This window comes from Conexibacter sp. CPCC 205762, from assembly GCF_030646155.1.
In the GTDB taxonomy this organism is placed as follows: domain Bacteria; phylum Actinomycetota; class Thermoleophilia; order Solirubrobacterales; family Solirubrobacteraceae; genus Conexibacter.
In genome coordinates, this window is record NZ_JAUTDN010000032.1 from 47577 (window position 1) to 72365 (window position 24789).

22 protein-coding genes and 1 pseudogene are annotated in these 24789 nt (G+C 74.1%); 16 read left to right on the top strand and 7 right to left on the bottom strand.

The window, feature by feature from the left end:
- Window positions 1-6: 6 nt before the first annotated feature.
- Window positions 7-666 carry a class I SAM-dependent methyltransferase gene (locus tag Q7L73_RS20785; RefSeq protein ID WP_304691613.1) on the bottom strand — a complete coding sequence of 220 codons (660 nt, stop codon included), beginning with the start codon at window positions 664-666 and terminating at the stop codon, window positions 7-9.
- A 90-nt stretch (window positions 667-756) separates the two neighbouring features.
- On the opposite strand from Q7L73_RS20785, the gene Q7L73_RS20790 reads away from it, so the two are divergent.
- From Q7L73_RS20790 to Q7L73_RS20805, 4 genes are read left to right on the top strand one after another with little or no spacing between them, the layout of a single operon-like run.
- Window positions 757-2316, top strand: a complete 1560-nt coding sequence (locus Q7L73_RS20790; RefSeq protein ID WP_304691612.1) for a hypothetical protein — start codon at window positions 757-759, stop codon at window positions 2314-2316.
- A 30-nt stretch (window positions 2317-2346) separates the two neighbouring features.
- Complete coding sequence (locus tag Q7L73_RS20795; protein WP_304691611.1) at window positions 2347-2850, top strand: GbsR/MarR family transcriptional regulator; 504 nt, start codon at window positions 2347-2349, stop codon at window positions 2848-2850.
- A complete protein-coding gene (locus Q7L73_RS20800; RefSeq protein ID WP_304691610.1) occupies window positions 2850-3839 on the top strand; it encodes an ATP-binding cassette domain-containing protein in 990 nt (329 codons plus the stop codon). The genes Q7L73_RS20795 and Q7L73_RS20800 overlap by 1 nt, the downstream gene beginning before the upstream one ends.
- Window positions 3836-4651 (top strand): ABC transporter permease, encoded by an 816-nt coding sequence (locus tag Q7L73_RS20805; protein ID WP_304691609.1) that lies wholly within the window; start codon window positions 3836-3838, stop codon window positions 4649-4651. Before Q7L73_RS20800 ends, Q7L73_RS20805 begins: the two co-directional genes overlap by 4 nt.
- An 83-nt stretch (window positions 4652-4734) precedes the next feature.
- Here Q7L73_RS20805 and Q7L73_RS20810 read toward each other — a convergent pair.
- Window positions 4735-5925: pseudogene (locus Q7L73_RS20810) on the bottom strand (cytochrome P450); the annotation flags it as partial.
- An 82-nt stretch (window positions 5926-6007) separates the two neighbouring features.
- On the opposite strand from Q7L73_RS20810, the gene Q7L73_RS20815 reads away from it, so the two are divergent.
- The 8 genes from Q7L73_RS20815 (at window position 6008) to Q7L73_RS20850 (ending at window position 13413) form a co-directional block, all read left to right on the top strand.
- Entirely contained in the window at window positions 6008-6688 is a 681-nt protein-coding gene (locus Q7L73_RS20815) for a TetR/AcrR family transcriptional regulator (RefSeq protein WP_304691608.1), read from the top strand.
- Window positions 6689-6756: 68 nt separating this feature from the next.
- Window positions 6757-7752 carry an alpha/beta fold hydrolase gene (locus Q7L73_RS20820; RefSeq protein ID WP_304691607.1) on the top strand — a complete coding sequence of 332 codons (996 nt, stop codon included), beginning with the start codon at window positions 6757-6759 and terminating at the stop codon, window positions 7750-7752.
- 31 nt (window positions 7753-7783) lie between these two features.
- Window positions 7784-9712: a potassium transporter Kup gene (locus tag Q7L73_RS20825; protein ID WP_304691606.1), complete on the top strand. Its 1929-nt coding sequence runs from the start codon at window positions 7784-7786 to the stop codon at window positions 9710-9712.
- Window positions 9713-9781: 69 nt separating this feature from the next.
- On the top strand, window positions 9782-10630 hold the full coding sequence (locus tag Q7L73_RS20830; protein WP_304691605.1) for a tyrosinase family protein: 849 nt from the start codon (window positions 9782-9784) through the stop codon (window positions 10628-10630).
- Window positions 10627-11088, top strand: a complete 462-nt coding sequence (locus tag Q7L73_RS20835) for a hypothetical protein (protein ID WP_304691604.1) — start codon at window positions 10627-10629, stop codon at window positions 11086-11088. The genes Q7L73_RS20830 and Q7L73_RS20835 overlap by 4 nt, the downstream gene beginning before the upstream one ends.
- 50 nt (window positions 11089-11138) lie before the next feature.
- Window positions 11139-11705 (top strand): dihydrofolate reductase family protein, encoded by a 567-nt coding sequence (locus tag Q7L73_RS20840; RefSeq protein ID WP_304691603.1) that lies wholly within the window; start codon window positions 11139-11141, stop codon window positions 11703-11705.
- Between the two features lie 32 nt (window positions 11706-11737).
- Entirely contained in the window at window positions 11738-12172 is a 435-nt protein-coding gene (locus Q7L73_RS20845; protein ID WP_304691602.1) for an organic hydroperoxide resistance protein, read from the top strand.
- Window positions 12173-12264: 92 nt separating this feature from the next.
- Complete coding sequence (locus Q7L73_RS20850) at window positions 12265-13413, top strand: hypothetical protein (protein ID WP_304691601.1); 1149 nt, start codon at window positions 12265-12267, stop codon at window positions 13411-13413.
- A 9-nt stretch (window positions 13414-13422) separates the two neighbouring features.
- On the opposite strand, the gene Q7L73_RS20855 is transcribed toward Q7L73_RS20850, so the two are convergent.
- The 4 genes from Q7L73_RS20855 to Q7L73_RS20870 form a co-directional block, all read right to left on the bottom strand.
- Window positions 13423-14946, bottom strand: a complete 1524-nt coding sequence (locus tag Q7L73_RS20855) for a multicopper oxidase family protein (RefSeq protein WP_304691600.1) — start codon at window positions 14944-14946, stop codon at window positions 13423-13425.
- Between the two features lie 74 nt (window positions 14947-15020).
- A complete protein-coding gene (locus Q7L73_RS20860) occupies window positions 15021-17036 on the bottom strand; it encodes a PKD domain-containing protein (RefSeq protein ID WP_304691599.1) in 2016 nt (671 codons plus the stop codon).
- A 105-nt stretch (window positions 17037-17141) separates the two neighbouring features.
- Entirely contained in the window at window positions 17142-17789 is a 648-nt protein-coding gene (locus Q7L73_RS20865; RefSeq protein ID WP_304691598.1) for a response regulator transcription factor, read from the bottom strand.
- Complete coding sequence (locus Q7L73_RS20870) at window positions 17777-19522, bottom strand: sensor histidine kinase (protein WP_304691597.1); 1746 nt, start codon at window positions 19520-19522, stop codon at window positions 17777-17779. The genes Q7L73_RS20865 and Q7L73_RS20870 overlap by 13 nt, the downstream gene beginning before the upstream one ends.
- Window positions 19523-19733: 211 nt before the next feature.
- On the opposite strand from Q7L73_RS20870, the gene Q7L73_RS20875 reads away from it, so the two are divergent.
- Window positions 19734-22133 (top strand): hypothetical protein, encoded by a 2400-nt coding sequence (locus Q7L73_RS20875; protein ID WP_304691596.1) that lies wholly within the window; start codon window positions 19734-19736, stop codon window positions 22131-22133.
- A 53-nt stretch (window positions 22134-22186) separates the two neighbouring features.
- Window positions 22187-22522: a YciI family protein gene (locus tag Q7L73_RS20880; protein ID WP_304691595.1), complete on the top strand. Its 336-nt coding sequence runs from the start codon at window positions 22187-22189 to the stop codon at window positions 22520-22522.
- A gap of 58 nt (window positions 22523-22580) precedes the next feature.
- Here Q7L73_RS20880 and Q7L73_RS20885 read toward each other — a convergent pair whose 3' ends face one another.
- Complete coding sequence (locus Q7L73_RS20885; RefSeq protein WP_304691594.1) at window positions 22581-23357, bottom strand: SDR family NAD(P)-dependent oxidoreductase; 777 nt, start codon at window positions 23355-23357, stop codon at window positions 22581-22583.
- A gap of 111 nt (window positions 23358-23468) precedes the next feature.
- On the opposite strand from Q7L73_RS20885, the gene Q7L73_RS20890 reads away from it, so the two are divergent.
- Together Q7L73_RS20890 and Q7L73_RS20895 are read left to right on the top strand one after the other, a co-directional pair.
- On the top strand, window positions 23469-24446 hold the full coding sequence (locus Q7L73_RS20890; RefSeq protein ID WP_304691593.1) for a C-terminal binding protein: 978 nt from the start codon (window positions 23469-23471) through the stop codon (window positions 24444-24446).
- Window positions 24443-24789 (top strand): biotin/lipoyl-containing protein (locus tag Q7L73_RS20895; RefSeq protein WP_304715630.1); only part of this gene is annotated, 347 nt, incomplete at its 3' end. The genes Q7L73_RS20890 and Q7L73_RS20895, both read left to right, overlap by 4 nt.

Here is a 24789-nt window from a genome sequence, read left to right on the forward strand (position 1 = left end):
GCAGCCTCAGGCCGGGCGTGCGCCGACGGTCGCCCGTCCGATCGCCTGCTCGGCGACCGGCGGCGGCTCCTTGAAGGCGCCGGCGCGTATCCGCCGCTGGCGGTCGATCGCGAAGCCGGCGGCGGCGATCGCCGCAGCCGTGTCGCGCGCGGTGTGGCAGCCGCCGAAGGCGTGCGGCCAGAAGGTCCGGTCGCAGACGTGCTGGAGGGTGGAGGTGAGGCGGTCGCGCGCGAGCACGTGCTCGAAGAAGCGCAGCTCGCCGTCGTCCTTCAGCACCCGCCGCAGCTCGGCCAGCGCGGTCGCCTGGTCGGGCACGCTGCAGAGCACGAGGCAGGCGACGGCGGCGTCGCAGGAGCGGTCCTCCAGCGGCAGCGCGTCGGCGATCCCGTCGACCACCGTCACCCGCACGCGCACGTCGTCTCTGGCCGCCGCGGTGCGCGCCTGCTCGCGCATGTACGGCTCCGGCTCGACCGCGACGACCTCCGCAACCGTCTCCGGGTAGAGCGGGAAGTTCGTCCCGGCGCCGGCCCCCAGCTCGACCACGCGCCCCTGCAGCCCGGCCAGCAGCTCGCGCCGCCGCGCCTTCATCTCGGCCGGCTCGTTCGGCGCCAGCACGCGCGAGTAGAGGCGAGCGAACAGCGGGTTGCGGACCTCTCCGGCAGCCATGCGAGGCAGTCTACGCCGCGTCGCAGTTGAGACCGGCATGAGACCGGCGCGCTACTGCGCACGCGCGCGGCATGCGGTTGGCTGGCGCGCATGGGACGGATCCGGAGAGCGCTCGAAGGCGCGTGGACGAAGTTCGAGGAGCACAACGAGCGCAGCCAGGAGCGCGCGGTCGCGAAGCTGACGCCGGCCGAGCGCGAGCACTATGAGCTGTGGGAGCAGCGGACGGCGGAGGTCAGCGCGGTGCTGGCGGCCGGCGGCACGCCCGACCAGCTCGGCGACCCGCGCCTGACCGCGACGGTGCTGCAGGGCCCGGCCGGCGAGGCGGTCCACGGCGTGACGAAGTTCCCGCGCGTGCGCGAGCCGATCGAGGAGCAGGCCGCGTGGGAGCGGCAGGCGGCGGCCGAACGGGCCGTGCGCGACGCCGCGCGGGCGCCGTACCTCGCCGCCGAGCGCGCGCCGGTCGCGATCACGCGGATCGCCGCGCGCGAGGCCGACGCGCTCGACGCGCTCGCCGACCACCTCGCCGCGAGCGGCCTCGCCGCCCGCCCCGACCTCGTCTACGGGTGCTGGCGCGTGCCCGACTCGATCGAGGTCGGCCGCCTGCGCCTGCGGGGCGGCGGCCCGATCGCGGAATGGGCGGTCGCGCACGCCGCGCCTGCCGCGGCGCCGCCGGACTCGCTCGCGACGACGACGCCGCCCACCGCGCTGCCGCTGCCGCCCGCGCCGCGCCCGGCGATGCGGGTGCTCGACGCGCGCGAGCGGCTCGTCGCGCGCGCCGTCGGCGAGCCGCGGCCGCTCGACGAGGACGTCGCGCTGGCCCTGCTCGCCGCCGCCGGGATCGGCCCCGAGCGGACGCTCGGGATCGCGCGGCTGCTGCGCTTCGAGGACCACGAGCAGAACGAGCACGACCGCACGCACGAGGCGCACGTGCGCGGCTGCGTGCTGCTCGTGCCGGCCGAGCACGGCGACGCGCTCGCGGCCGCCGGCGGCCCGCCGCCGTGGCAGGTCCCGCAGGCGCAGCCGCCCGCGACCCGCGCGCCGGAGACGCCTCCGAGCGCGCCGTCGCCGGGGAGCGACTCGCCTGGGGCGGACGTCGTCGTCGACGTCCTCCAGTGGGACGCGATCGCGCAGGCGGTCCAGCCGGTGCGGCAGCGGCGCGCGCCGCTGCCCTCGCCGTTCCCATACCTGCCGCTGACGCCCGAGGAGCTGCTGACGGCGTACCTGGAGATCGTCGGCGTCGCGCCGGCCGACACCTGCTCGCTGCAGGTGACGCACGACCGCCCGTTCGACCTGCTCGGCCGCTCCAGCGACCGCTGGGGCGTCCGCCGCACCGGCGGCGGGCCGGCGCTGCCGTGCGCCGACGGCGAGCTGCGCGAGCGGATGACCGGCGGCCACCACGTCGTGATCGCCTACCGCGACCGGCCCGCCTACGCCGCCGGCCGCGAACGCTTCGACGCCTACGCCGAGACCGTCCTGCAGGTTCGCCTCAGACGCGGCCTCGGCCTGCGCGCTCCGGTCCCGAAGCCCGACGGCAAGCTGCTGAAGGCGCTCGACGCCGCCGCCGACGTGTACGAGCTCCTCACGCTGGACCCGTCTGCCGACGACCGCTTCGCGCCGCCGCGCTACTGCTGGCCGCCCACAGATTCTTGACATTCCTGAAATTCCTGTAAACTCAGCCACATGCGGCTGACAGCACAGGAGCTGGCGTTCGTCGACCGCCTCGGACGCCACTACGCGAAGCAGTACGGGGTGCCGCCGGCGACCGGCCGCGTGATCGGCTGGCTGCTGATCTGCGAGCCGCCGCAGCAGACGGCGGCCGCGATCGCGGAGGCGCTCGGCATCAGCCGCAGCGCCGTCGGCGGCGCGGTCACGATGCTGGAGACCTGGGGCGCCGTGGAGAAGACGCGGCAGCCGGGCGAGCGCGCCGACCGGGTCGTCGTCGTCGGCGGCTTCGGCAGCGACGGCCTCGCCAGAGTCGACGAGTACGAGACGCTGGCCAACTTCGCGCGCGAGGGGTTGGAGCTGCTCGCGGGCGCCTCCGAGCAGCAGCGCGCGCGGCTGCTGGAGATGGCCGCGTTCGCGGAGTTCCTGATCGAGCGGCTGCCGCAGCTCGCCGACGAGTGGGCCGTCAAGCGCGACGAGATGCGGGCGGCCGGAGCGCTGCCCAGAGAGGACTGGAGCTGATGAGCACCCCCGCGATCGAGGCGCAGGGAGTGCGCCAGGTCTTCGGCAAGAAGGGCGAGGTGGTCGCGCTCGACGGGCTCGACCTGAGCGTCGAGGCCGGCACCGTCTTCGGCCTGCTCGGCCCCAACGGCGCCGGCAAGACGACGCTCGTGCGCGTGCTCGCGACGCTGCTGCAGCCGACCGCCGGCAGCGCCCGCGTGCTCGGCCACGACGTCGTCTCGCAGGCGCTCGCGGTCCGCCGCCGGATCGGCCTCGCCGGCCAGTTCGCCGCCGTCGACGAGGAGCTGAGCGGGCGCGAGAACGTCGAGATGGTCGGCCGCCTCTACCGCCTGCCGGCGCGCGAGGCGAAGCGGCGCGCGGCCGAGGTGCTCGAGCGGCTGGGGCTGTCCGACGCCGCCGACCGCCCCGTCTCGACCTACTCCGGCGGCATGCGCCGCCGGCTCGACCTCGGCGCGAGCCTCGTCGGCCGCCCGCCGGTGCTGCTGCTGGACGAGCCGACGACCGGCCTGGACCCGCGCACCCGCCAGGAGCTGTGGACGACCGTCGACGAGCTGCGCAGAGACGGCACGACCGTGCTGCTGACGACCCAGTACCTGGAGGAGGCCGACCGGCTCGCGCAGCGGATCGCCGTCGTCGACCACGGCCGCATCGTCGCGCAGGGCACCGCCAACGAGCTGAAGGCGACGATCGGCACCGAGCTGCTGTCGGTGCGGATAGCCGACCCGGCGCGGATCGCCGACGCGGCCGCCGCGCTGGCCGAGCTGGCGACCGGCGAGGAGCCGCTGGTCGACGCGGCCGCCGGCGAGATCCGCTTCGCCGTCGCCGACCCCGCGCTGTCGGCCGAGGCCGTCCGCCGGCTCGACGCGCGCGGGCTCGCGATCGCCGCCGTCGAGCTGCAGCAGCCGAGCCTCGACGACGTCTTCCTGACGCTCACCGGCCGCCGCGCCGCGGAGCACGACACCGCCGACTCCGAGGAGGTCGCCGCATGAGCGCGACCGCAGCGACCCCGGCCGCGCCCGCTCCCGAGCGCGACCGCCTGACGCTCGCCGAGACCGTCGGCGACGCGCGCGTGATGGTCCGCCGGCAGCTGCGCAAGACGCTGCGCAAGCCGGTCTACATCGTCTTCGCGTTCGTCCAGCCGGTGATGTTCGTGCTGCTGTTCCGCTACGTCTTCGGCGGCGCGATCAGCACGCCCGGCTTCGACTACGTCGACTTCCTGATGCCGGGGATCATCGTCCAGACGGCCGTCTTCGGCGCGCTGCTGACCGGCATCGGCCTGACCGAGGACCTCAGACGCGGCGTGATCGACCGCTTCCGCTCGCTGCCGATCGCGCGCAGCGCCGTGCTCGTCGGCCGCACCGCCGCCGACTGCTGCATGAACGTGCTGACGCTGACGGTGATGCTGCTGGTCGGGATCGCGGTCGGCTTCCGGCCCAGCGAGCCGGTCTGGTCGGTGCTCGCCGGGCTGCTGCTGGTGCTGGCCTTCGCCTACACCTTCTCGTGGATCAGCGCCTGGGTCGGGCTGAGCGTGAAGGACCCGGAGACGGCGCAGTCGGCCGGCTTCATCTGGGTCTTCCCGCTCACCTTCGCCTCCTCGGCGTTCGTCCCGACCGACTCGATGCCGGGCTGGCTTCAGTCGTTCGCCGACGTCAACCCGATCACGCTCGCGGTCGACGCCGCGCGCGCGTTGATGATCGGCTCCGGCGACGTCACGACGCCGCTGCTGGGCACCTTGGCCTGGCTGGCCGGTCTGCTGCTCGTCTTCGTGCCGCTGTCGGTGCGCGCCTTCCGGCGCGCGTGAAGCACCACGCGGGCGCCGTCGCCCGGCGTGATCGTGATCATGCGGCGGGCCGGCGCGGTTCTCGGCCCGGCCGCTGACACGGTGAAGCGGCGCGCGGCCTCGCGCAGCACGATTCTCATCTCCAGCTGCGCGAACGAGGCGCCGAGGCAGCGGCGGCGGCCGCCGCCGAACGGCAGGAAGGTGTACGTGCCCGGCTTTCTCTCCAGGAACCGCTCCGGCTTGAAGGCGTACGGGTCGGGATAGATCGCCGGGTCGTGGTGGACGAGGTAGGCGCCGGCGGTCAGCACGACGCCGGGCTCGTAGGTGATCCCGCCGACCTCGAACGGCTGCTTGACCAGCCGCGGCTCCGGGATCAGCAGCACCGGGCGGCGCCGCAGCACCTCGTTGATCGTCGCATCGAGGTAGGCGTCGTCGTCGCTCGCGAGCCGCTCGGTCACCTCGGGCGAGCGCGCGAGCTGCTCGAAGGAGAAGCTGAGCGAGGAGGCGGTCGTCTCGTGGCCGGCGACGAGCGCCGTCATCAGCTCGTCGCGGATCTCGACGTCGGCCATCGGCGAGCCGTCGCTGTGTCTGGCGCCGAGCAGCATCGAGAGGATGTCGTCGCGCTCGCCGGCGCCCTCCTGGCGGCGCTCCTCGATCAGCGCGTACAGCTCGACGTCGGCCTGCGCGCGGTCGCGCTCGAAGCGGCCGAAGCGGCCGCGCCCTCTCATCAGCCTCTGCAGCGGCGGCATCAGCGAGACGGGCGACTCGCCGAAGGTGAGGATCTGCGGCATCAGCTCGCGCAGGCGGTCCAGCCGCGGGCCCTCGTCGAGGCCGAAGACGGCGCGCAGGATGATCTCCAGCGTCAGCGCCTGGAGCCGCTCGTGCAGCTCGACGGGCTGGTCCAGCGGCCAGCGGTCGAGCTCTCTGTCGGTCAGCTCGGCCATCAGCCCGGTCAGTCTCTGCATCCGGTCGCCGTGGAAGGCGGGCAGCATCAGCTTGCGCTGCTCCATGTGTCTGCCCTCGTCGAGCAGGATCACCGAGTTGGGGCCGACGACCGGCTCCAGCAGCGCGGCGCCCTCGCCGGGGTGGAGGACCTCGGGCGGCGCGGTCAGCAGCGCTCTGATGTCGGCCGGGTCGGTCAGCACGACGAAGTTGCCCTGGCCGGAGAGCTTCATCGTGAAGGGCGTGCCGTAGCGGGCGCGCATCTTCTCCATGAAGCCGAGCGGACGCAGCCACCAGCCGATCGTCTGCAGCAGCGCCGGCATCGGCGATGTGGGTGGCAAGTTGGCCTGCATCTCTCGTCCTTCCACGATAGGGTCAGAGCGTGCCGACGAGTATATGTACTGGCGAGTATCTGTCAAGTAAAGTGGTGCGCTGATGCCACGGGGAGAGTTCGACCGCAGCGCGCGCAAGGCGGCCACGCGCGCGAGACTGCTGGAGGCCGCGGCGCGGGTCTACGCCGCGCGCGGCTTCGCCGGCGCGACGCTCGACGACGTCGCGCTCGAGGCCGGCCTGACGAAGGGCGCCGTCTACGGCCACTTCGGCTCCAAGGACAACCTGCTCGTCGCGCTGATGGACGAGTACGTCGCCGGCAAGGTCGCCCAGCAGGTCGGCTTCTTCGACCGCGACGAGACGACCTGGAAGCGCCCCTTCGTCGGCTCCGACACGTTCATGCGCGAGCTGGACGAGGAGCCCGACGCCTTCCGCCTGCTGATCGAGTTCTGGCTCGCCGCGACCCGCGACGAGCAGCTGCGCGAGCGCTTCGCCGACGGCTTCCACGCGCTCCGCGGCATGTTCGCCGAGTTCTGCCGCGAGAGCGCGATCGACGCCGGCATCGAGCCGCTGCCCGAGGTCGACGACACGACCGCCAACGTCTCGCTCGCGCTCAGCCTCGGCCTCGGGCTGCTGCGCGTCGTCGACCCGGCCAACGTCTCGCCCGCGACGCTCGGCACGGCGTTGTCGGTCTTCATCCGCGCGATAGAGCGCGACGAGGAGCTGCGCGCCGACATGGCCGACCCCGCAGCCCGCATCGCCCGCGAGCAGGAGCCGGCGGGCTGAGCCTCCGCGTTTGCCGATTCGGCACGCGGATTTGAGGCGGATGGGGTTGGGCGGGAACCATCGATGACATGAACCAGCGCCTGATCGACACGCCCAGCGGCCAGCGGATCCAGATCGTCGAGGACGGGGATCCCGCCGGGCCGCTCGTGCTGCTGCTGCACGGCTTTCCCGAGACGTCGCGCTCGTGGCGGCATCAGCTGCCGGCGCTCGCGGCGGCCGGCTGCCACGCGGTTGCGCCGGACCTGCGCGGGTACGGCGGGTCGGGGGCGCCGGAGACGGTGGAGGACTACCGGATGCTGTCGCTCGTCGCCGACAACGTCGCGCTCGTGGAGGCGCTCGGGGCGGCGTCGGCGATCGTGATCGGGCATGACTGGGGGTCGCCGATCGCCGCCGCGAGCGCGCTGCTGCGGCCCGACCTGTTCACCGCCGTCGGGCTGCTGAGCGTGCCCTACACGCCGCCGGGCGGGCCGCGGCCGACGAGCGTCTTCGCGCAGATGCCGGGGCCGGAGCAGTTCTACGTCGCCTACTTCCAGCAGCCGGGCGTCGCGGAGGCGGAGATCGAGGCCGACCCGCGCGAGTGGGTGCGCGGCTTCGCGGCGGCGCTCGCGGGTGGGGCGGACGCGCCTGCGCCCGGCGACGACGCCGCGCCCAGCGGCCCCGTCTTCACGATCCCGCCCGGCGGGCGGATGCGCGATCGCTTCCCGGCCGGCGCCGCCGCCGACCGCGCGCTCGCCGGCTGGCTCCCCGACACGGAGCTGGACGCGCTGGCGGCGTCGCTGACCGAGCATGGCGCGACCCCCGCGCTCAACCGCTACCGCAACATGGACCGCGACTGGGAGGATCTCGCCGCCTGGCGGGGGCAGCCGCTGCGCCAGCCGTCGCTGTGGCTGGTCGGCGAGCGCGACGCCTCGGCCGTCTGGCTCGCCGACGCGATCGCGGCCTATCCGCAGACGCTGCCGGGCCTGCGCGGCGCGCACACGCTCGCCGGCGCCGGCCACTGGCTGCAGCAGGAGCGGCCCGCCGAGGTGAACGCGCTGTTGACGGACTGGTTGCGCAGCTTGTAGCGCGCTCCGCGAGCGCTACAGTTGCGCGCCGATGACCGCGCCCGGCGACGCCGCCAAGACCGCCGCCAAGCACGGTGCGCCCGCCGCACTCGCGCTCGGCGCGCTCGGGGTCGTCTTCGGCGACATCGGCACCAGCCCGCTGTACGCGCTGCAGGCGGTCTTCGCGGCCGACGGCGGCGCCGTCAAGCCGACGACCGGCGACGTCTACGGCGTCATCTCGCTGATCGTCTGGGCGGTGACGCTGATCGTCTCGATCAAGTTCGTCACGTTCATCATGCGCGCCGACAACCAGGGCGAGGGCGGGATCATGGCGCTCGTCGCGCTCGTGCGGCGGGCGAGACTGGAGCGGCCGTGGGTCAAGTCGGCGCTCGTGATCGCCGGCCTCTTCGGCGTCGCGCTGTTCTACGGCGACGGGATGATCACGCCGGCCGTGTCGGTCCTGTCGGCGGTCGAGGGGATCGAGGTCGCGGCGCCGTCGCTGGAGCACTTCGTGCTGCCGTTCACGCTCGTGGTGCTGATCGGGCTGTTCCTGATCCAGCGCTTCGGCACCGGCGTGATCGGCCGCCTGTTCGGGCCGGTGATGGTCGTCTGGTTCGCGGTCATCGCCGCGGCCGGGACGGCGCGCGTGATCCACCACCCGCAGATCCTGCGGGCGCTCTCGCCCCACTACGCGCTCGCGTTCTTCGTCGACCACCCGGGGATCGCGTTCATCTCGCTCGGCTCGGTCGTGCTCGCCGTCACCGGCGCCGAGGCGCTCTACGCCGACATGGGCCACTTCGGCCGCAGCCCGATCCGGCGCGGCTGGTTCTTCGTCGTCTTCCCGGCGCTGACGCTCAACTACATGGGCCAGGGCTCGCTGATCCTCGACCGTCCCGAGACGATCTCCAGCCCCTTCTACCTGCTGCTGCCCGACTGGGCCCAGATCCCGGTCGTGATCCTCGCGACGCTGGCGACGCTGATCGCCTCGCAGGCCGTCATCTCCGGCGCCTTCAGCGTCACGCGCCAGGCGGTCCAGCTCGGCTACCTGCCGCGGCTGAACATACGCCACACCTCCGAGGGCGAGATCGGCCAGGTCTACGTGCCCGCGGTCAACTGGGCGCTGCTGGTCGCGGTCGTCGCGCTCGTGCTCGGCTTCGGCTCCTCGGCGAAGCTCGTGACCGCGTACGGGATCGCCGTCACCGGCACGCTGCTGATCGACTCGATCCTGTTCCTCGTCGTGCTGCGCGTGCTGTGGCGCAAGCCGCTGTGGATGGTCGTCGCCGGCATCCTCGGCTTCGTCACCGTCGACCTGCTGTTCCTGGCCGCCAACGTCACCAAGATCGGCCACGGCGGCTGGTTCCCGCTGCTCGTCGGCGCGCTCGTCTTCCTGCTGCTGACGACCTGGGACAAGGGCCGTGAGGAGGTGACGATCGCGCGCCGCAGAGCGGAGGGGCCGCTGCCCGACTTCATCGCGCGGATGCGCCGCCGCAGCCCGCTGATCAAGCAGGTGCAGGGCGTCGCCGTCTACCTCAACCAGGGCAAGGAGACGACGCCGCTGGCGCTGCGCGTCGGCGTCGACCGGATCCGCGCGATCCACGAGACGATCGTGATCGTCTCCGTCGAGACGACGACCACGCCGCACGTGCCGCAGGCGGAGCGGGTCAGCTTCGACCACCTCGGCGACGAGCAGGACGACTTCAGCCACATCACGCTCCGCTTCGGCTTCCAGGACCGCCCCGACGTGCCGCGCACGCTGATGAGAGCGCGCAACGCCCCCGGCGGCCTGCCGGTCGACTTCAACCCGTACCACGCGACCTACTTCCTCTCCTCGATCACGATCGTGCCGGACAGATCGCCGGGGATGGCCTTCTGGCGCAAGCTGCTGTTCACGGCGATGGCGCGCAACGCCGCCTCGCCGACCGAGTACTTCCGCCTGCCGGCCGAGCGCGTCGTGACGATGGGCTCGCAGATCGTCTTCTGACGCGCGCCGGCGCGCCACACACCGAAATCATCCGCATCGACGCTCCGTTTGCTGGCAGGATGCCGGCCCATGGCGGGATCAATGGTCTACCGGCTCCAGGTGGGGGACGTCAGAGCGCCCTACATGCAGGCGTTCGCCGCGGCGCTGGCGGCCGCCGAGAGACGGCTCGACAGAGCGAGCTACAACACGATCGCGGGCTTCCACGGCGCGCCCGGCTGGTACTGCTGGCATCACCAGCGCAACCCCAGAACGCCGGAGCAGGCGCGGCTGTTCCTGCCCTGGCACCGCGCCTACCTGTGGTGGCTGGAGCAAGCGCTGCAGGACCGCGCGCGCGACCTGCCGCCCGCGATCGGCGCGACCGACATCGCGCTGCCGTGGTGGGACTGGACGGCCGTCGCGAACATCCCCGCCGCGTACAGAGCGGGCGCGACCGGCAGAGCGAGAAACCCGCTCGCGAGCACGAGAGCGTACGTGCCGACCGCGAGACCGCCGGTCGACCACTGGACCACGCGCGCGCCCGGCAGAGCCCCGTTCACGAGACTGCCGACGAGAGCGCAGGTCGCCGACCTGCTGGAGGACTCCGACTTCGCCTCCTTCTCCGACCGGCTCGAGGACTTCCACGACAGCGTCCACGTCTGGGTCGGCGGCGACATGGGCACGGTCTCGACGGCCGCCTTCGACCCGGTCTTCTTCGCCCACCACTGCATGATCGACCGCCTCTGGTACCTGTGGCAGGTGCGCTGGGGGATCACGCGGATACCGCCGTCGCTGCTGAACCTGCCGCTGAGCCCGTTCGGCCTGACCGTCAGAGACACGCTCAGCGTGCAGAGACTCGGCTACGAGTACGCGACCCGCTCGGTCGGGCTGCCGCCGTCGAGACCGAGCAGAGCGCCCAGCAGAAGAGGGAGCAGAAGATGATCGAGCTGCACACCTTCGGGCCGATCGACCTCGGCGAGCTGAACGGCGCTGGCGGCGCGGTCGCGCGCGCCGATCTGGAGCTGTACGGGATCGACCACTTCCGCCCCTCCTACACGGCGCTCGTCTTCTTCAACGACGCCGCCGTCACGGCCAGAAACGCGAGCGCGAGACGCAGAAGCTACGCCGGCTCGTTCTCGATCTTCGGCCACGCCGAGTGCCTCGGCGACGAGGGCCACTGTGCCGTCAGCGCCGAGACGCGCCGCTTCGACACGCGCCCGTCGCATCCGCTCACGCGCGCCTTCAAGCGCGTCGTCGTGACCGCTGCGCTGGCGCGGCTGAGAAGCGCGAGAACGCTGACGGTCACGCTCGTCGTCGCCTGCGACCCCGCGACCGACGACTACGAGGCCGACGGTCCGCTGTTCGACTGCCGCGGGGTGCAGCTGACGACGTTCGGCTGACGCCCTGGGTGTTGCGATGAGTTCTCGCGCTCGCCATCGTCTGACCTCACATGGCGAGACTGATCTACATCGCAAACGCGTCGCTCGACGGCTTCACCGAGGACGCTGAGGGCCGCTTCGACTTCATGGTCCCCGACCATGAGTACCACGGCTACGTCAACGAGCTGGTGCGGCCGCTCGGCACGCTCCTCTACGGCCGCCGCATGTACGAGACGATGGCGTACTGGGAGGCCAACGGCGACGAGCCGGAGGACCCGCCGGTCGAGCGCGACTTCGCGACGCTCTGGCGCGCAGCCGAGAAGGTCGTCTACTCGGCGTCGCTCGACGCGGTCGAGACCGCGCGGACGCGGTTGGAGCGATCGTTCGACGCCGAGGCGGTGCGGGCGCTGAAGGCGTCCGCGCCGACGGACGTCGGCATCGGCGGGCCGACGATCGCGGCGGCCGCCTTCGCCGCCGGGCTGATCGACCAGGTCGACCTGTTCGTCAGCCCGATCGCGGTCGGCGGCGGCAGGAAGCCGGCGCTGCCGGCCGGTCAGCGGATCGCGCTGGAGCTGACCACCGAGCACCGCCTCGCCAGCGGCGTCGTCCACCTCGGCTATCGCGTCTGCCACATTTGACGCATCACCCCTCGACGCAAGGACGGCTGAACATGGCGAAAGTCCTCTACAGCGCGAACGCGACGGTCAGCGGCGGTCGCGCCAACGGCCACGGCCGCACCGACGACGGCGCGCTCGACGTGCAGCTGCGGCTGCCGAGAGAGATGGGCGGCGACGGCGACGGCACCAACCCGGAGCAGCTGTTCGCGGTCGGCTACGCGGCCTGCTTCGAGGGCGCGCTCGGCGTCGTCGCGCGGCGCCAGAAGCTGGAGGCCGACGACGTCACGATCGAGTCGCACGTCAACCTGCTGCCCAACGGCGCCGGCGGCTTCGACCTCGCGGTCGCGCTGAACGTGACGCTGCCGTCGATCGGCGACGCGGCCCAGGCGGTCGAGGTCGTGCGCGCCGCCCACGAGGTCTGCCCCTACTCGAACGCGACGCGCGGCAACATCGAGGTGACGCTGACCGCCAACGGCGCCGAGGTCTGACGCACCGCGCGGCAGGCGCCCGCGGCGGCTGACGCGCGCCGCGGCCGGCGTGCGCGGCGCCGCGCCGGCTCGCGCGCTAGGCTGCTCCGGAAATGCGTGCTTCGGTCGCCGCCGCCTTCCTCTGCGCGCTTGCCGCGCTGTTGCTGACCACCGCAGCGGCGCGGGCGCTGCCGGGCGACGCGGCGATCGAGCTGCTCAGCCCCGCCGACGGGGCGACGGTCGCGCCGTCGGCGAGCGGCAGCCGCTTCGTCTTCACCTGCCCGGACTACCGCACCGTCGACTTCGGCGACGGCTTCGCGCTCCACGGTGGCGTGACGGACTACACCGCCGCGCTCGCGACCTCGGCCGAGCTGGGCGGCGACGGCCGCCTGCGCGACGATCGCCGCGTCGACCTCGCCGGTCCGCAGAGCGACAACACGCTGCCCGCCGGCCAGTGTGCGACGACGCTCGGCGACGAGAACCGCAGCGGCCTCAGCCCGGGCGTCTACTGGTGGCAGGTCTCGCGCATCTGCACCGGCTGCGCCGGCTCCTACGAGAGCAGCGCGCCGCGGCGGCTGGTCGTGAGAGCCGACGTGCGGCCGCGGCTGAGCCCGCCGCGCGCGCTCTACGGCGGCTATCCGGCGGCGTTCGGCGTCGTTGCTCCGGGCGCGCCGGAGGGCGCCGCGGTGACGCTCGAGCGGCAGGTCGGCGGCGGCTGGAAGCGCGTCGCGGGCGGCGTCGTCGGCAGCCGCGCGGGCGGCGATGCCGCGGGCGGCGGGAGCGGCGCGATGGTGATCGCGACGCTCCCGGTCGGCAGACAGCGCGTGCGCGCGGTCGTGACGGTCGGCGAGCGGTTCGTCTCGCCGGCGGTCGGCGTCCGCGCCCGGCCCGACAGCGGCCGCCGCGCGACCTCCGCCGCCTCCGACGGCACCTGGGCGGGCACGCGCAGAGCGCCCGTCAGCTTCCGCGTCGCCGACGGCGGCCGCACGCTGCGCGGCTTCCGCGCGGACGTGACGATGGTCTGCCCGACGGTGCCCGCGCCGGGCAGCGTCGGCGGCCAGATCACGACGCAGGCCGGCGTCGCCGCCTTCGCCCGCGCCCGCGTCGCGCCCGACGGCCGCTTCTACGGCGTCGCCGTGCGCGGCGGTTCGAGCGTGCTCGTCAGCGGCCGCCTGCGCGGCCGCGCACTGACCGACGGCATCGCGAGCCTCAGCGTCGGCGCCTGCAGCGGGCAGCGCTCCTTCCGCGCCGCCCGCCGCTGAGCAGGCGGCTCACATCCCGTGGTCGTGGTGCTTCATCCCGGCCATCGGCGGCGGGGTCGGCTGCTGGCCTCTTCTCAGCACCTCGATCGTCTTCATCATCCCGGCGTCCTCGTGGCCGAGGATGTGGCAGTGGAAGACGAAGTGGCCGCTGTAGTCGTCGAACGAGTTGCGGATCACGACGCTGCCGCCGAGCTTGTCGACGGTCACCACGTCCTGCAGGCCGTCGGCGGCGTATCGCTTGCCGTTGACGCTCATCACCTGGAAGTCGTTGACGTGGATGTGGAACGGGTGGTCCTCGTCGGAGGTGTTCTCCAGCGTCCACTCCTCGACCGTCCCCAGCCGCGCCGCGACCGGCATCGCCATCGGGTCGAACTGCTTGCCGTTGATCAGCGCTCTGAACGTTCTGCCGCGGCCGAAGGAGAAGACGAATCTGCGTCTGCGCGCGATCGTCGCGTCGTCGAGTCTCGTGGTGCCGGTCGGCAGCGTTCTCGGCAGTGCCAGCGGCGGCACGGCGACCGCCGGGCCGGTGACCGTGACCGTCGCCAGCGAGGTCGTCGGCTGCGGCGCGAAGCCGTCGTATCTGTGCGCCAGCAGGCGGTAGCTGCCGGGCTTGGCGCTGCCCTGGACGAGCACGTCGAAGCGCTTGCCGGGCGGGATCAGCAGCCTGGCGTGCGATCTGACGGTCCAGACCGGTGAGCCGTCCTCGGCGATCACGGTCAGCCGGTGGCCTTCGAGCGAGACGTCGTAGAAGGCGTCGGGCCCGACGTTTGCCAGCCGCCACAGCTCGGTCGCGCCCGATCTGAGCGTCAGCGCCGGTCTCAGCAGGCCGTTGACGAGCTGCGGCGCTCGCTTGCCGGGGCTGACGTCTCTGCCGAGCGTCGCGACCGTGTCTGGTCTGACCAGCTCGAGATTGCGGATCGCGAGCTGCCGCTGGGGCACGCCCTGCAGCTCGGCCGGCAGCAGTCTCTCGAGGCCGTCGACGATCAGCAGGCCCGACAGGCCGCCGGCGAGCTGGCCCTCCGAGAGGCCGTGGAAGTGGACGTGGTACCAGAAGGTGCCGGTGTCGTGGTCGGCCGGGACTCTCACGACGGAGCGCGATCTGCTGCCCGGCTCGAAGGTGCGGAAGACGTTGTCGGAGAGGCCGGTCGGCGAGACGTGCAGGCCGTGGTAGTGGATGTTGGTCTGCGCGTCGGTCTTGTTGTGGATCGTCGCCTCGATCGTGTCGCCCGGTCTGACGTGCAGCGTCGGTCCGACGAACTGGCCGTTGAACGGCTGTGCGACGACGGAGGAGCCGGAGACGACGATCCGTCCTCTGGCGGCGGTCAGGTCGACCTTCAGGACGCCGTCTCTGGCGTACAGCTGGCGCGGGTCTCTCAGCGCCAGGCCGGCCTTCGGTCTCCAGGCGGCCGCGCTCGCCGCGGCGGCGTGGTGGTCGTGATGCGCCGCCTCGGTCGCCGCGCCGCAGCCGGCGCCTGCGGCACCGAAGGCGACGAGCGCCGCTGCTGCGAGCGCCCGTCGCGACCTGCTCGTCATCGTCCCCACGCCATCCTCCCGCTGCTCGATCCGCGTACGAATCGAACATCGGTCGGTAAGCGCGGGACTTGAGCTCAGCGCTTCTTCTTGCCGCTTCTTCTGGCGCTTCTTCTGGCCGCTCTTCTGAGCGTCACGGTGCGGACCGTTCTGGCCGCGTCGAGCGTCGCGCTGCCGGCGTAGGAGGCGGTCACGGTCGGCTTCAGCCTGAACGTCTTCGCGAGCGCCTTCGAGAGCTTCAGCTTGACGCTGAACCTGCCCTTCGCGATTCTCGCGCTCGTGCTCGCCGAGAGCGTTCTGCGGCCGTTCTTCTGCGCGTATACGAGGCCGACTCTGCCGCTCGCCGTGCTCGCGATCGTGCCGGCGATCGTCACGTCGCCGCCGCTGCGGACGGCGCTCGTCAGCTTCAGTCCGGCGGCCGTTCTTCTGGCCCCCGGCGTCGGCGGCGTCGCCGGGGCGGCGATCGTCAGCTGACCGCTGCGCGTCGTCGCGTTGCCGGCGGCGTCGGTCGCGGTGACCGAGATCGCGTAGGTGCCCGGCGTGCCGTAGGTGTGGTTGACGACCGCTCTTCTGGAGCCGGAGTCATCGCCGAAGTCCCACCACACCGAGCCGTCGCTGACGGCGGCGGAGAAGGTCAGCGGCTGGCCGGTGACGCCGCCGGCGGGGATCGTCGCGCTCAGCTGCGGCGCGACGACGTCGAGCCGCTTGACCGTGAGCGAGCCGAGGCCCGGGATCAGCTGGTTGGAGACGCCGAGCAGCGCGCCCTCGTTGGTGCCGTACGGCATCAGGACGTGGTCGAACGTGGGCGTGACGCCGCCCGACACGAACGACGCCGACAGCCCGGTCGAGAGCACCGGCCCGAGCGTGCCGTCGGCCGCGATCATGGTCGTGTCGACGATCGGGGTGATGATGTTGTCGACGCGCAGCCAGCTGAGGAGCGTGCCGCCGCCGGCCACGGGGGAGACGAACGGCAGCATCTCGCCCATGGCGCTGCCGCTGGCGGGCAGCTGCTGGACGGACGCGAAGGTCGCGCCCGGCGGGAAGCGGGTGTACGAGACGTTCAGGTGGGCGGTCGTGGGGTCGGTCAGCTCGCCGCCGGTCCACGCGAAGGTGACCGTTCCGTCAGCGGCGAGCGCCGGCTTGCCGGTCGGCGGCAGCGTCCCGCCGACGGAGGTCAGCTCGGCCGACTGGAAGCCGGCGCCGAACAGCGCCCCGGAGGTCGGCAGCCGCAGCCCGGCGACGCGGGCGGAGGACGGCCCGCCGGAGCCGATCTCGAGGCGGGTGAGCACGGCACCGCCGTCGTTGCTGGCGAGCGCGGCGAACGCCGACGCGCCGGGCGAGGGGAGGGCGTCGCTGGCGTCGAGCTCGCCCGACGGGGTGATCCGCGCGAGCGAGTCGACGGTGCCGTCGTTCCACGTCACCCAGCCGGTGCCGGAGGGGATGACGGCGAGCGACAGCGAGAGCGCGAAGGACGAGATCGCCGCGGGGCCGAGCGTGAGCGTTCTGCCGAGCGCGCCCGTGGCGGTGACGCGCCGCAGCTTCGCGACCTGCTCGTCGGCGTCCGCGTCGTAGCCGATCCAGGCGACGAGCGCGTTGCCGCCGCCGTCGACCGCGACCGTCGGGACGCCTGCGCGCAGGTCGTCGGCGACGGTGTAGGTGCCGACGACCGAGCCGTCGGGACGCAGCAGCGCCAGCTTGACCGGGTCGCTGTTGGTGGCGACGCCGGCCCACACGACCGCCGAGGCGCCGGACGCGCCGCTGGCGACGTCGGTCTGGAGCGTGTCGGGGGCGGCCGTCCCGAGCGTCTGGGTCTGGCCGAGCGTGCCGTTGGCGGCGGCGTGCTGGATGCCGACCAGACCCGGTGCGCTCGTGTCTCTGATGTCGATGCCGGACCAGGCCGCGGTCGACGAGCCGTCGGGCGCGGCCGAGAAGTCGACGCCGGCCGCGGGGGCGGCGACGTTGAACTTCGGCCCGTCGACCCAGCCGGCGGCGCCGGCGGCGGCCGGGGCGGCGGCGAGCAGGCCGGCGGCGGCGACGGCGACGAGCGCGCTCCGTGTCGACGCGGGACGGGCGTGAAGGGCGAACTTCCTCATGCGGCGGGCTCCGGTTCTGTCGGATCGGCGGCACGCGTCCTGCGTGCAACCCGCGACTCTCGGCGTCCCGGCCCGCCGGGACAAGGGATCTAGGTCGCGTCTGCGCTAGCTCGACAGATAGCGGACGACCGCCTGCACGCGGCGGTGGTCGTCGGCGCCCGGCGTCAGGCCGAGCGCGTCGTAGACGTTCGCGACGTGCTTGACGACCGCCTTCTCGGTGATCGTCAGGCGCGCGGCGATCGCGCTGTTGCTGAGGCCCTCCGCCATCAGCGCCAGCACCTCGCGCTGGCGCTCGGTCAGCTCGTGCAGCGGGTCGCCGTCGGGGCGGGCGCGGCCGAGCAGGACGCTGACCAGCTCCGGGTCGAGCACGATGCCGCCGGCGCAGACGCGGCGCAGGTCGTCGCAGAACTGCTCGGACTCGACGATCCGCTGCTTCAGCAGGTAGCCGGCGCCGGCCGTCTGCTGGGCAAGCAGCTCGTCTGCGTAGCGGCGCTGAGCGTGCTGGGAGACGACGACGATCGCCGTCTCGGGCCGCTCGGCGCGGATCGCGAGCGCGGCGCGGAGGCCTTCGTCGGCCTGCGTCGGCGGCATGCGGATGTCGGTCACGACGAGGTCGGGCGCGTGCTCGCGCGCCAGCCGGACGAGCGTCTCGGCGTCGGGCGCGAGCGCGACGACCTCGAAGCCGCCGCGCTCCAGCAGCAGCGCCAGCCCCTCGCGCAGCAGCGCCTCGTCCTCGCCGATCACGACCCGCACGGGACCTCCGCCACGATCAGCGTGCCGCCGCCGGGCGGGCTCTCGATCCGCAGCCGGCCGCCGAGCACGTCGAGCCGGTCGGCGAGGCCGCGCAGGCCGGAGCCGCCGCTCGCCGCGAGGCCGCCGGCCGGGGCGGGGGCGGCGCCGCCGCCGCCGTCGTCGCGGACCTCGATCAGCAGGCCGCCGCCGGCCCACTGCACGCGCACGTCGAGCCTCCGCGCCCGCGCATGGCGCACGGCGTTGGCGAGCGCCTCCGCGATCACGAACCAGCCGGCGCTCTCGACCGCCGGCGGGAAGCGCTCGTCGCCCGCGAGGACCGTCGTCGGCAGCGGCATGCGGTCGGCGAGGTCGTGCGCGGCGGCGCCGAGGCCGCGCTCGACCAGCGCCGCCGGCAGCACGCCCTGCACCAGCTCCCGCAACGTTCCCAGCGCGGCTTCCAGCTCGGTCCGCAGCCGCGCCGCCTCGGCCCGCGCCGCGGGCCCGGCGTCGTCGCTGCGCGACAGCTCGCGCGCCTGCAGCGCGAGCAGCACGAGGCGGCCCTGCACGCCGTCATGGAGGTCGCGCGCGATCCGCCGCCGCTCGGCGTCGGCGGCGGCCGCGATCCGCGCGCGCGAGTCGCGCAGGCCGTCGTTGCTGACGCGCAGCTCGGCCGTCAGCCGCTCGCGGTCGAGCGCGAGCGCGATCACGGCGGCCGCCTCCGCGACCGGCGCCGGGTCGGCGATCAGCGTCGCGTCGTAGACGATCGCGCCGACGCGGCGGCCGTCGGCCTCGACGAGCGCGACGCCGCGGCCGGACGACTCGGCGTCCGCCCCGCGCCGGCCCGCGTCCGCTGCCCTCGGCCCGCGCCCTCCCGCGCCCGCGACGGGCCGCCCCGCGTCCGTCGCGCCCGCGTCCGGCAGCGCCGCCGCGCGTCCGTCGCTGTCGACCCAGCGCTCCCCGGCCCACAGCAGCAGCGCGACGGAGCCGTCGCCGAGCGCGTCGGCGACCGCGCCGCGCAGCGTCGCGGGCGCGTTGTCGGCGGCGCCGAGCCAGGCGCTCAGCTGCGCGACGCCGGCCGTCGGGGCGAAGCCGCCGATCGCCATCGCCGCCGCGAACGCGACCGGCACGCCCGTCAGCAGCAGCGTCTGGGCGGTGAAGAAGGCGAGCGGGGCGCCGTCGAGCAGGCGGCTCAGCAGCGGCGTCGAGACGACCGCGACGATCCCGTACAGCGCCAGCGGCGCCAGCAGGCGACGCTGCGCCTGCGTCGCGCTGCGCATCCGCAGCGCCAGCAGCACGCCCGTCGCGACCATCAGCGCGCCGCCGATCGTGTCCTGCACGGTCGCGCCGAGCGTGACGAGGTCGGGCCGGTCGGCGAGCTGCAGCGTCGCGGCCGCGTCACCGGGGGCGAACAGGTATGCGGGGGCGTGCAGCAGCAGCGCGGCGGTGTAGACGCCGGCGACGATCACGCGGCTGGCGCCGCCGCGCAGGCGGCCGGAGGGGAAGGCGTGCAGCAGGTGGACGACGAGCGCCAGCGGCAGCAGCTGGACGACCAGGCCGACGGCCGAGAGCGCGGCGAGCGGCGCGTTCGCGAGCCCGGCGCCGAGCCAGACGAAGGCGCCGACGACCATGATCGCGCCCATCCGGTTGCCCGGTCGCCGTCGCGCGGCGACGACGCCAGCCGCGAACCAGGTCCAGGCGGCGACGATGAAGAGGGCGAGCTGCCACGGCGCGTCCGGCTGGTCGAACAGCAGCACCGCCTCGACCGCGCCGAGCGCGACGATCGCCGCGCTCGCTCCCGCGACGGGACTCAGGTCCCCTCCGACTCGGGTCCCCGGTCCATTGCCGCTCAGGGCGGCTGTGCGTACGCTCGAAGCCCAGTGCATCGCGAAGTCGAGCCGGCGGTCCCTGCCGCGCTGCCCGCGCGGTGAGCCTATCGCTGCGAAGCGACGACCGGGAGACGCGCAGATGACCTTCAGACGCACCACGCTCCCGCTCCTGCTGGCGCTCGCGGCGGTCCTGCTGGCGGCGCCGGCCGCCTCGGCCCACGTCTACTGGACGGGCGAAGTCGGCAGCGGGACGACGACGATCGCCCGCGCCGACGACGACGGCAGAAACGTCGACGCGTTCTTCATCCTCCCGCCGTTCGGCGCGAGAGCGATCGAGGTCGCTGGACGAAAGATCTACTGGATCGACGACGCCGGCAACATCGCCCGCGCCGACCTCGACGGCAGCGGCGTCGAGCAGCAGTGGATCAGAAACGCCTGGGCGGTCAGGCTCGCCGTCAGCGACGACGCGATCTACTGGACCTCCTCGAACCCCGGCTTCGCGGGCTCGATCGGTCGCGCCGACCTCGACGGCGGCAACGCGAACCCGTTCTGGAAGCTCATGGTGGGCGCCCGCGACGTCGCCGTCGACGCCGACCACCTCTACTGGGCGCGCGACTCGTTCGGCCGCGTCGCGCGTGCGAGACGCGACGGCAGCGACGAGCAGCTGCAGTTCGTCTCGCTGCTGGGCGACCCGGACTCGATCGTGGTCGACGACGGCCTGCTGCTGTGGGCGGATCCCAGCTGGCCGCTGGTCGGCCGCGTCCCGCTCAGCGACCCGACGCCGAGATCGGTGTGGCTCTCCACGACCGGCGCCGACCAACTCGCGGCGCGCAGCGGCTGGGTCTACTGGGCGAGGGCGGACGGATGGCTCGGGCGTGCCCGCACGACCGAGCCCGTCAGCGACGTCTCGCAGTTCTGGCTCTTCTCGGGCTTCGACACGATCACCGGCCTCGCGGCCGACGGGCGGCCCGGCAGACCGGCGATCTACGAAAGCGGCTCGCCCGGGTCGGTCGCGGTCGGCACGCCGATCGCGCCGGCGATCACGCTCGACGGCGGCGAGCGCCCGAGCGGCAGCGCGACGATCGCGCTCTACGACGACGCCACCTGCAGCGGCACGCCGCTTTACAGCGAGACGGTCACGGTGAGCGGCGCTGGCAGATACGCGACCGCCGCCTACACGCCCAGCAGAATCGGCACCTACTTCTGGAAGCTGACGTACAGCGGAGACCTCGACAACGACCCGCAGGAGTCGGCCTGCGGCGGCCGCAGACTCGAGGTGGTGAAGGTCGCCGAGGGGCTGACGGTCAGCGTCCACGGTGATCCGGTCGTCGGCCGGCCGCTGCACGCGAGCGTGGCATGGGGGCCGTGGACGTGCGCGCCGAGCGTGCGGCGGGCGCAGGGCTGGGGCTGCCTCGGGGGCGGCGGCAGCGGTCGCGCGGCGGCGAAGAGCGGCACGATCGAGTTCGCGCTCTACGGTCCGGCGGACCCGAGCTGCAGAGCGGCGCCGCGCTTCACCAGCGTCGCCGCGGCGAGCGAGGCGGGCGCACAGAGCGAGCCGTTCACGCCCGACGCGGCCGGCACCTGGCGCTGGTCCGCGAGCTACTCCGGCGACGACCTCAACCAGCCGTTCAGAACCGACTGCTTCGAGCAGACCGGCTCGCGCACGACGACGATCGCGCCGGCCGCGCCGACGCTGACCGTCGCGCCCGCGCCGGCGGGCGCCGCGGGCGTCGTCGTCGGCGCGCCGCTGTCGGCGACCGCGACGCTCGCCGAGGCGTACGAGCCCGGCGGCGAGCTGACCTTCGCGCTGCACGGGCCGGGCGACGAGACGTGCGCCACGGAGCCGGTCTTCACGGGCCGCGCGGCCGTCGGCGGCGCAGCGGCGCCCGGCGATCCCCGCGTCGTCGCGGCGCCCGCCTTCGCCCCGACCCAGCCTGGCCGCTACCGCTGGGCCGTCAGCTATCCCGGCGACGACCGCAACGACGCCGCCGCGAGCGGCTGCGGCGAGCCGGTCGAGCTGCGCGCGCGGGCGGTCGATCCGGCGCCGCCTTCCGTCGATCCGCCGTCGCCGGGGCCGGGCGCGCCTGCCGGGCCCCCGCCGGCGCGCCGGGCGCAGGCGTTGACGAGATTCACGCTCGCGAGTCGCTGCGTGCGGCCGGCGGCCAGCGGCGGCGCCGTCACGGTCGGCCTGCGGCTGTGGACGGGCAGAGCCGGCGCGGTGCGGGTGCGCGTCGAGCGCGCGCTCGGCACTGGCGGCCTCGACCGCTGCCCGCCGATCGGCTCACCCGGCAGATTCGCCGGCCGCTACCGGACGGTCTCCGTCCTCCGCCCGGCCGTCGCGTCCGTCGCCGCCAGCCCGGCCACCGCCCGCGAGGCCGCGTCGACCGCCGCGCCCGCCCGCACGGCCGCGGCTGCCGGAGTCCGCCTGCGCCGCGCGACGCTGCGCCTCAGACTGGCCCCCGCGCTCTACCGCGTCACGGTCACGACCGGCGGCGTCTCGAAGCGGCGCTTCCTGCGGGTGCTCGCGCCGCGCCGATGAATTCGGTCGCTCGCACGGGTCAGAACCTGCGAGCGACCGAAGGAGGAACCGCGATGGCGACGTTCGTGACGATCGGGTACGGCGACCGGCAGGGCTACGACACGACTGCGGAGGCGGTGCGCGACGCCGCGCACGCGCATGACGCGCGCCTGCTCGAACGGGGCGCGACGATGGGGATCGCGGGCACGCCGACGCAGGTCCGCAACCACGACGGCGCGCGCGTCGAGACGGCCGGCGGGCCGTTCATGCGCGCCGATCTGCCCGTCGCCGGCTTTGCGCTGATCGAGGCCGAGACGCTGGAGGAGGCGATCGCGCTGGCGGCCGGCTCGCCGTGCGCGGTCGCCCACGGCGTGATCGAGGTGTGGCCGCTGCAGACGACGCCGCAGTAGCGGCGACGCGCCACGTGCACGGCGCCGCTGTCGATTCCTCGCCGCCTGCCTGTGCGGATCAGACCGCCGTCCGGCCGCCGTCGACGGGCCAGACCGCCCCGTTGACGAAGCTGGCCGCGTCGGAGGCGAGGAAGGCGACGACGCGCGCGACCTCCTCCGGCTCGCCCCAGCGGCCGCTGGGGTTGCGCGCGGCGGCGGCCGCGGCGGCGACGGCGGGGTCGTCCGGCGAGGTCAGCTGCGCGATCGAGGTCATCATCCGCGTCGCGATCGGCCCCGGGCAGACGGCGTTGACGCGCACCCCGTCGGCGCCGGCCTCGGCGGCCGCGACGCGTGTCAGGCCGATCACCGCGTGCTTGCTGGCGGCGTAGCCGCTGGTGCCGGCGGCGCCGCGCAGCCCGGAGACCGACGAGCAGTTGACGATCGAGCCGGAGCGCTGCGCGCGCATCGCCGGCAGCGCGTGCTTGAGGCCGAGGAAGACGCTGCGGACGTTGACCGTCATGACGCGGTCGTAGACGTCGAGCGGGTACGCCTCCAGCGGCGCGACGGCGCCTTCGATGCCGGCGTTGTTGAAGAGCACGTCGAGGCGGCCCCAGGTCGCCAGCGCGTGCGCGACGTAGCCCTCGACGGCGGCGGCGTCGCTGACGTCCGCCGCGAACGCGAGCGCCTCGGCGCCGCCGGCGCGCAGCTCGTTCGCGACCTGCTCCGCCTGCTCCGCGGCGAGGTCGACGGCGAGCACCCGCGCGCCCGCACGAGCGAGCGCGGCGCACGCCGCGCGGCCGATCCCCCCGGCAGCACCTGTCACGACCGCCACGCGGCCCTGCATCTCGGTCTCCATGGGCGCAGCCTAGCAGTGAGTGGTACATGATGTATGATCTACCAGCGGCCTGGAGGAGGCCGCCGCCGCGGACGTCTGTCGCGGCCGCCCCGATCAGTCATGGAGAGATTCGTGCCCAACCCCGTGTTCGTCCTCGCCGATGGACCGTTCGTCGATCCCGCGCTGGTGGAGCCGCACGGCGCCGCGGCCGGCGTCGAGCTGCGGCGGGCGCTGCTGGAGACGCCTGCCGCCGTCGCCGCGGCGACGGCGGGAGCCGACGGCGTGCTCGTCGTCACGAACCCGCTCCCGCGGGAGCTGATCGAGGCGTTCGCGCCGTCGGTGCGGATCATCGGGCGCGCCGGCGTCGGGCTCGACGCGATCGACCTCGACGCGGCGCGCGAGCGCGGCATCGCCGTCTTCCACACGCCCGACTACTGCATCGACGAGGTCGCGACCCACACGCTCGCGCTCGCGCTCGGACTCAACCGCAAGCTCGTGCAGGGCGACGCGGTCGTGCGCGCAGACTGGACCGACTGGCGCGCGCTGGCGCCGGTCGCGCCGCTGTCGGAGCAGACGGTCGGGATCGTCGGCGTCGGACGGATCGGGCAGGCGGTCGCGGCCCGCTTCGCGCCGTTCGTGCGCGAGCTGCTCGCGTTCGACCCGTGGTCCGACGTCGAGCTGCCGGGCGTGCGCCGCGTCGGCGAGATCGGCGAGCTGCTCGCCGGCAGCGACGTCGTCACGCTCCACCTCCCGCTGACCGCCGACACCGACAGGCTGATCGACGCCGAGGCGCTCGCGCGGATGAAGCCGACGGCGCTGCTGGTGAACGTCTCGCGCGGAGGCCTGATCGACGAGCAGGCGCTCGCGCAGGCGCTGCGCGAGGGCCGGCTCGCGGGCGCCGGGCTGGACGTGCTCGCGAGCGAGCCGCCGCCGGCCGATCACCCGCTGCTGAACGCGCCGAACGTGCTGCTGTCACCCCACTTCGCCTGGTACTCGACCGGCTCCGAGCAGCGCGTCTGGAGCTCGACGCTCGACGGGATGCTGGCCGTGCTCGGCGAGCGCGCGCCGGCGGCCGGGCGGGTCGCGGTCGCTGCGGGGGCGCCGGCATGATCGAGATCACGATCCCCGCCGTCGGCGTCGCGATGACCGAGGCGACGGTGCTCGACTGGCTGAAGCAGCCGGGCGATGCGGTCGAGGCCGGCGAGAGCGTCGTCGAGATCGAGACCGACAAGGCGACCTCCGAGCTGGAGAGCACGGTCGCCGGCCGGCTCGGCGCCCACCTCGTGGAGGCCGGCGAGACGGTCCCGGTCGGCACCGTGATCGTGCGCGTGCTGGAGGGCGACGAGGTCGAGGGCGAGGCCGCCGCGCCCGCGCACGCCGCGCCCGCGCACGCCGCGCCCGCGGCCGCTCCCGCGCCCGACGTGGCCGCGCCCGCCGGCTCGGCGCCGTCCGC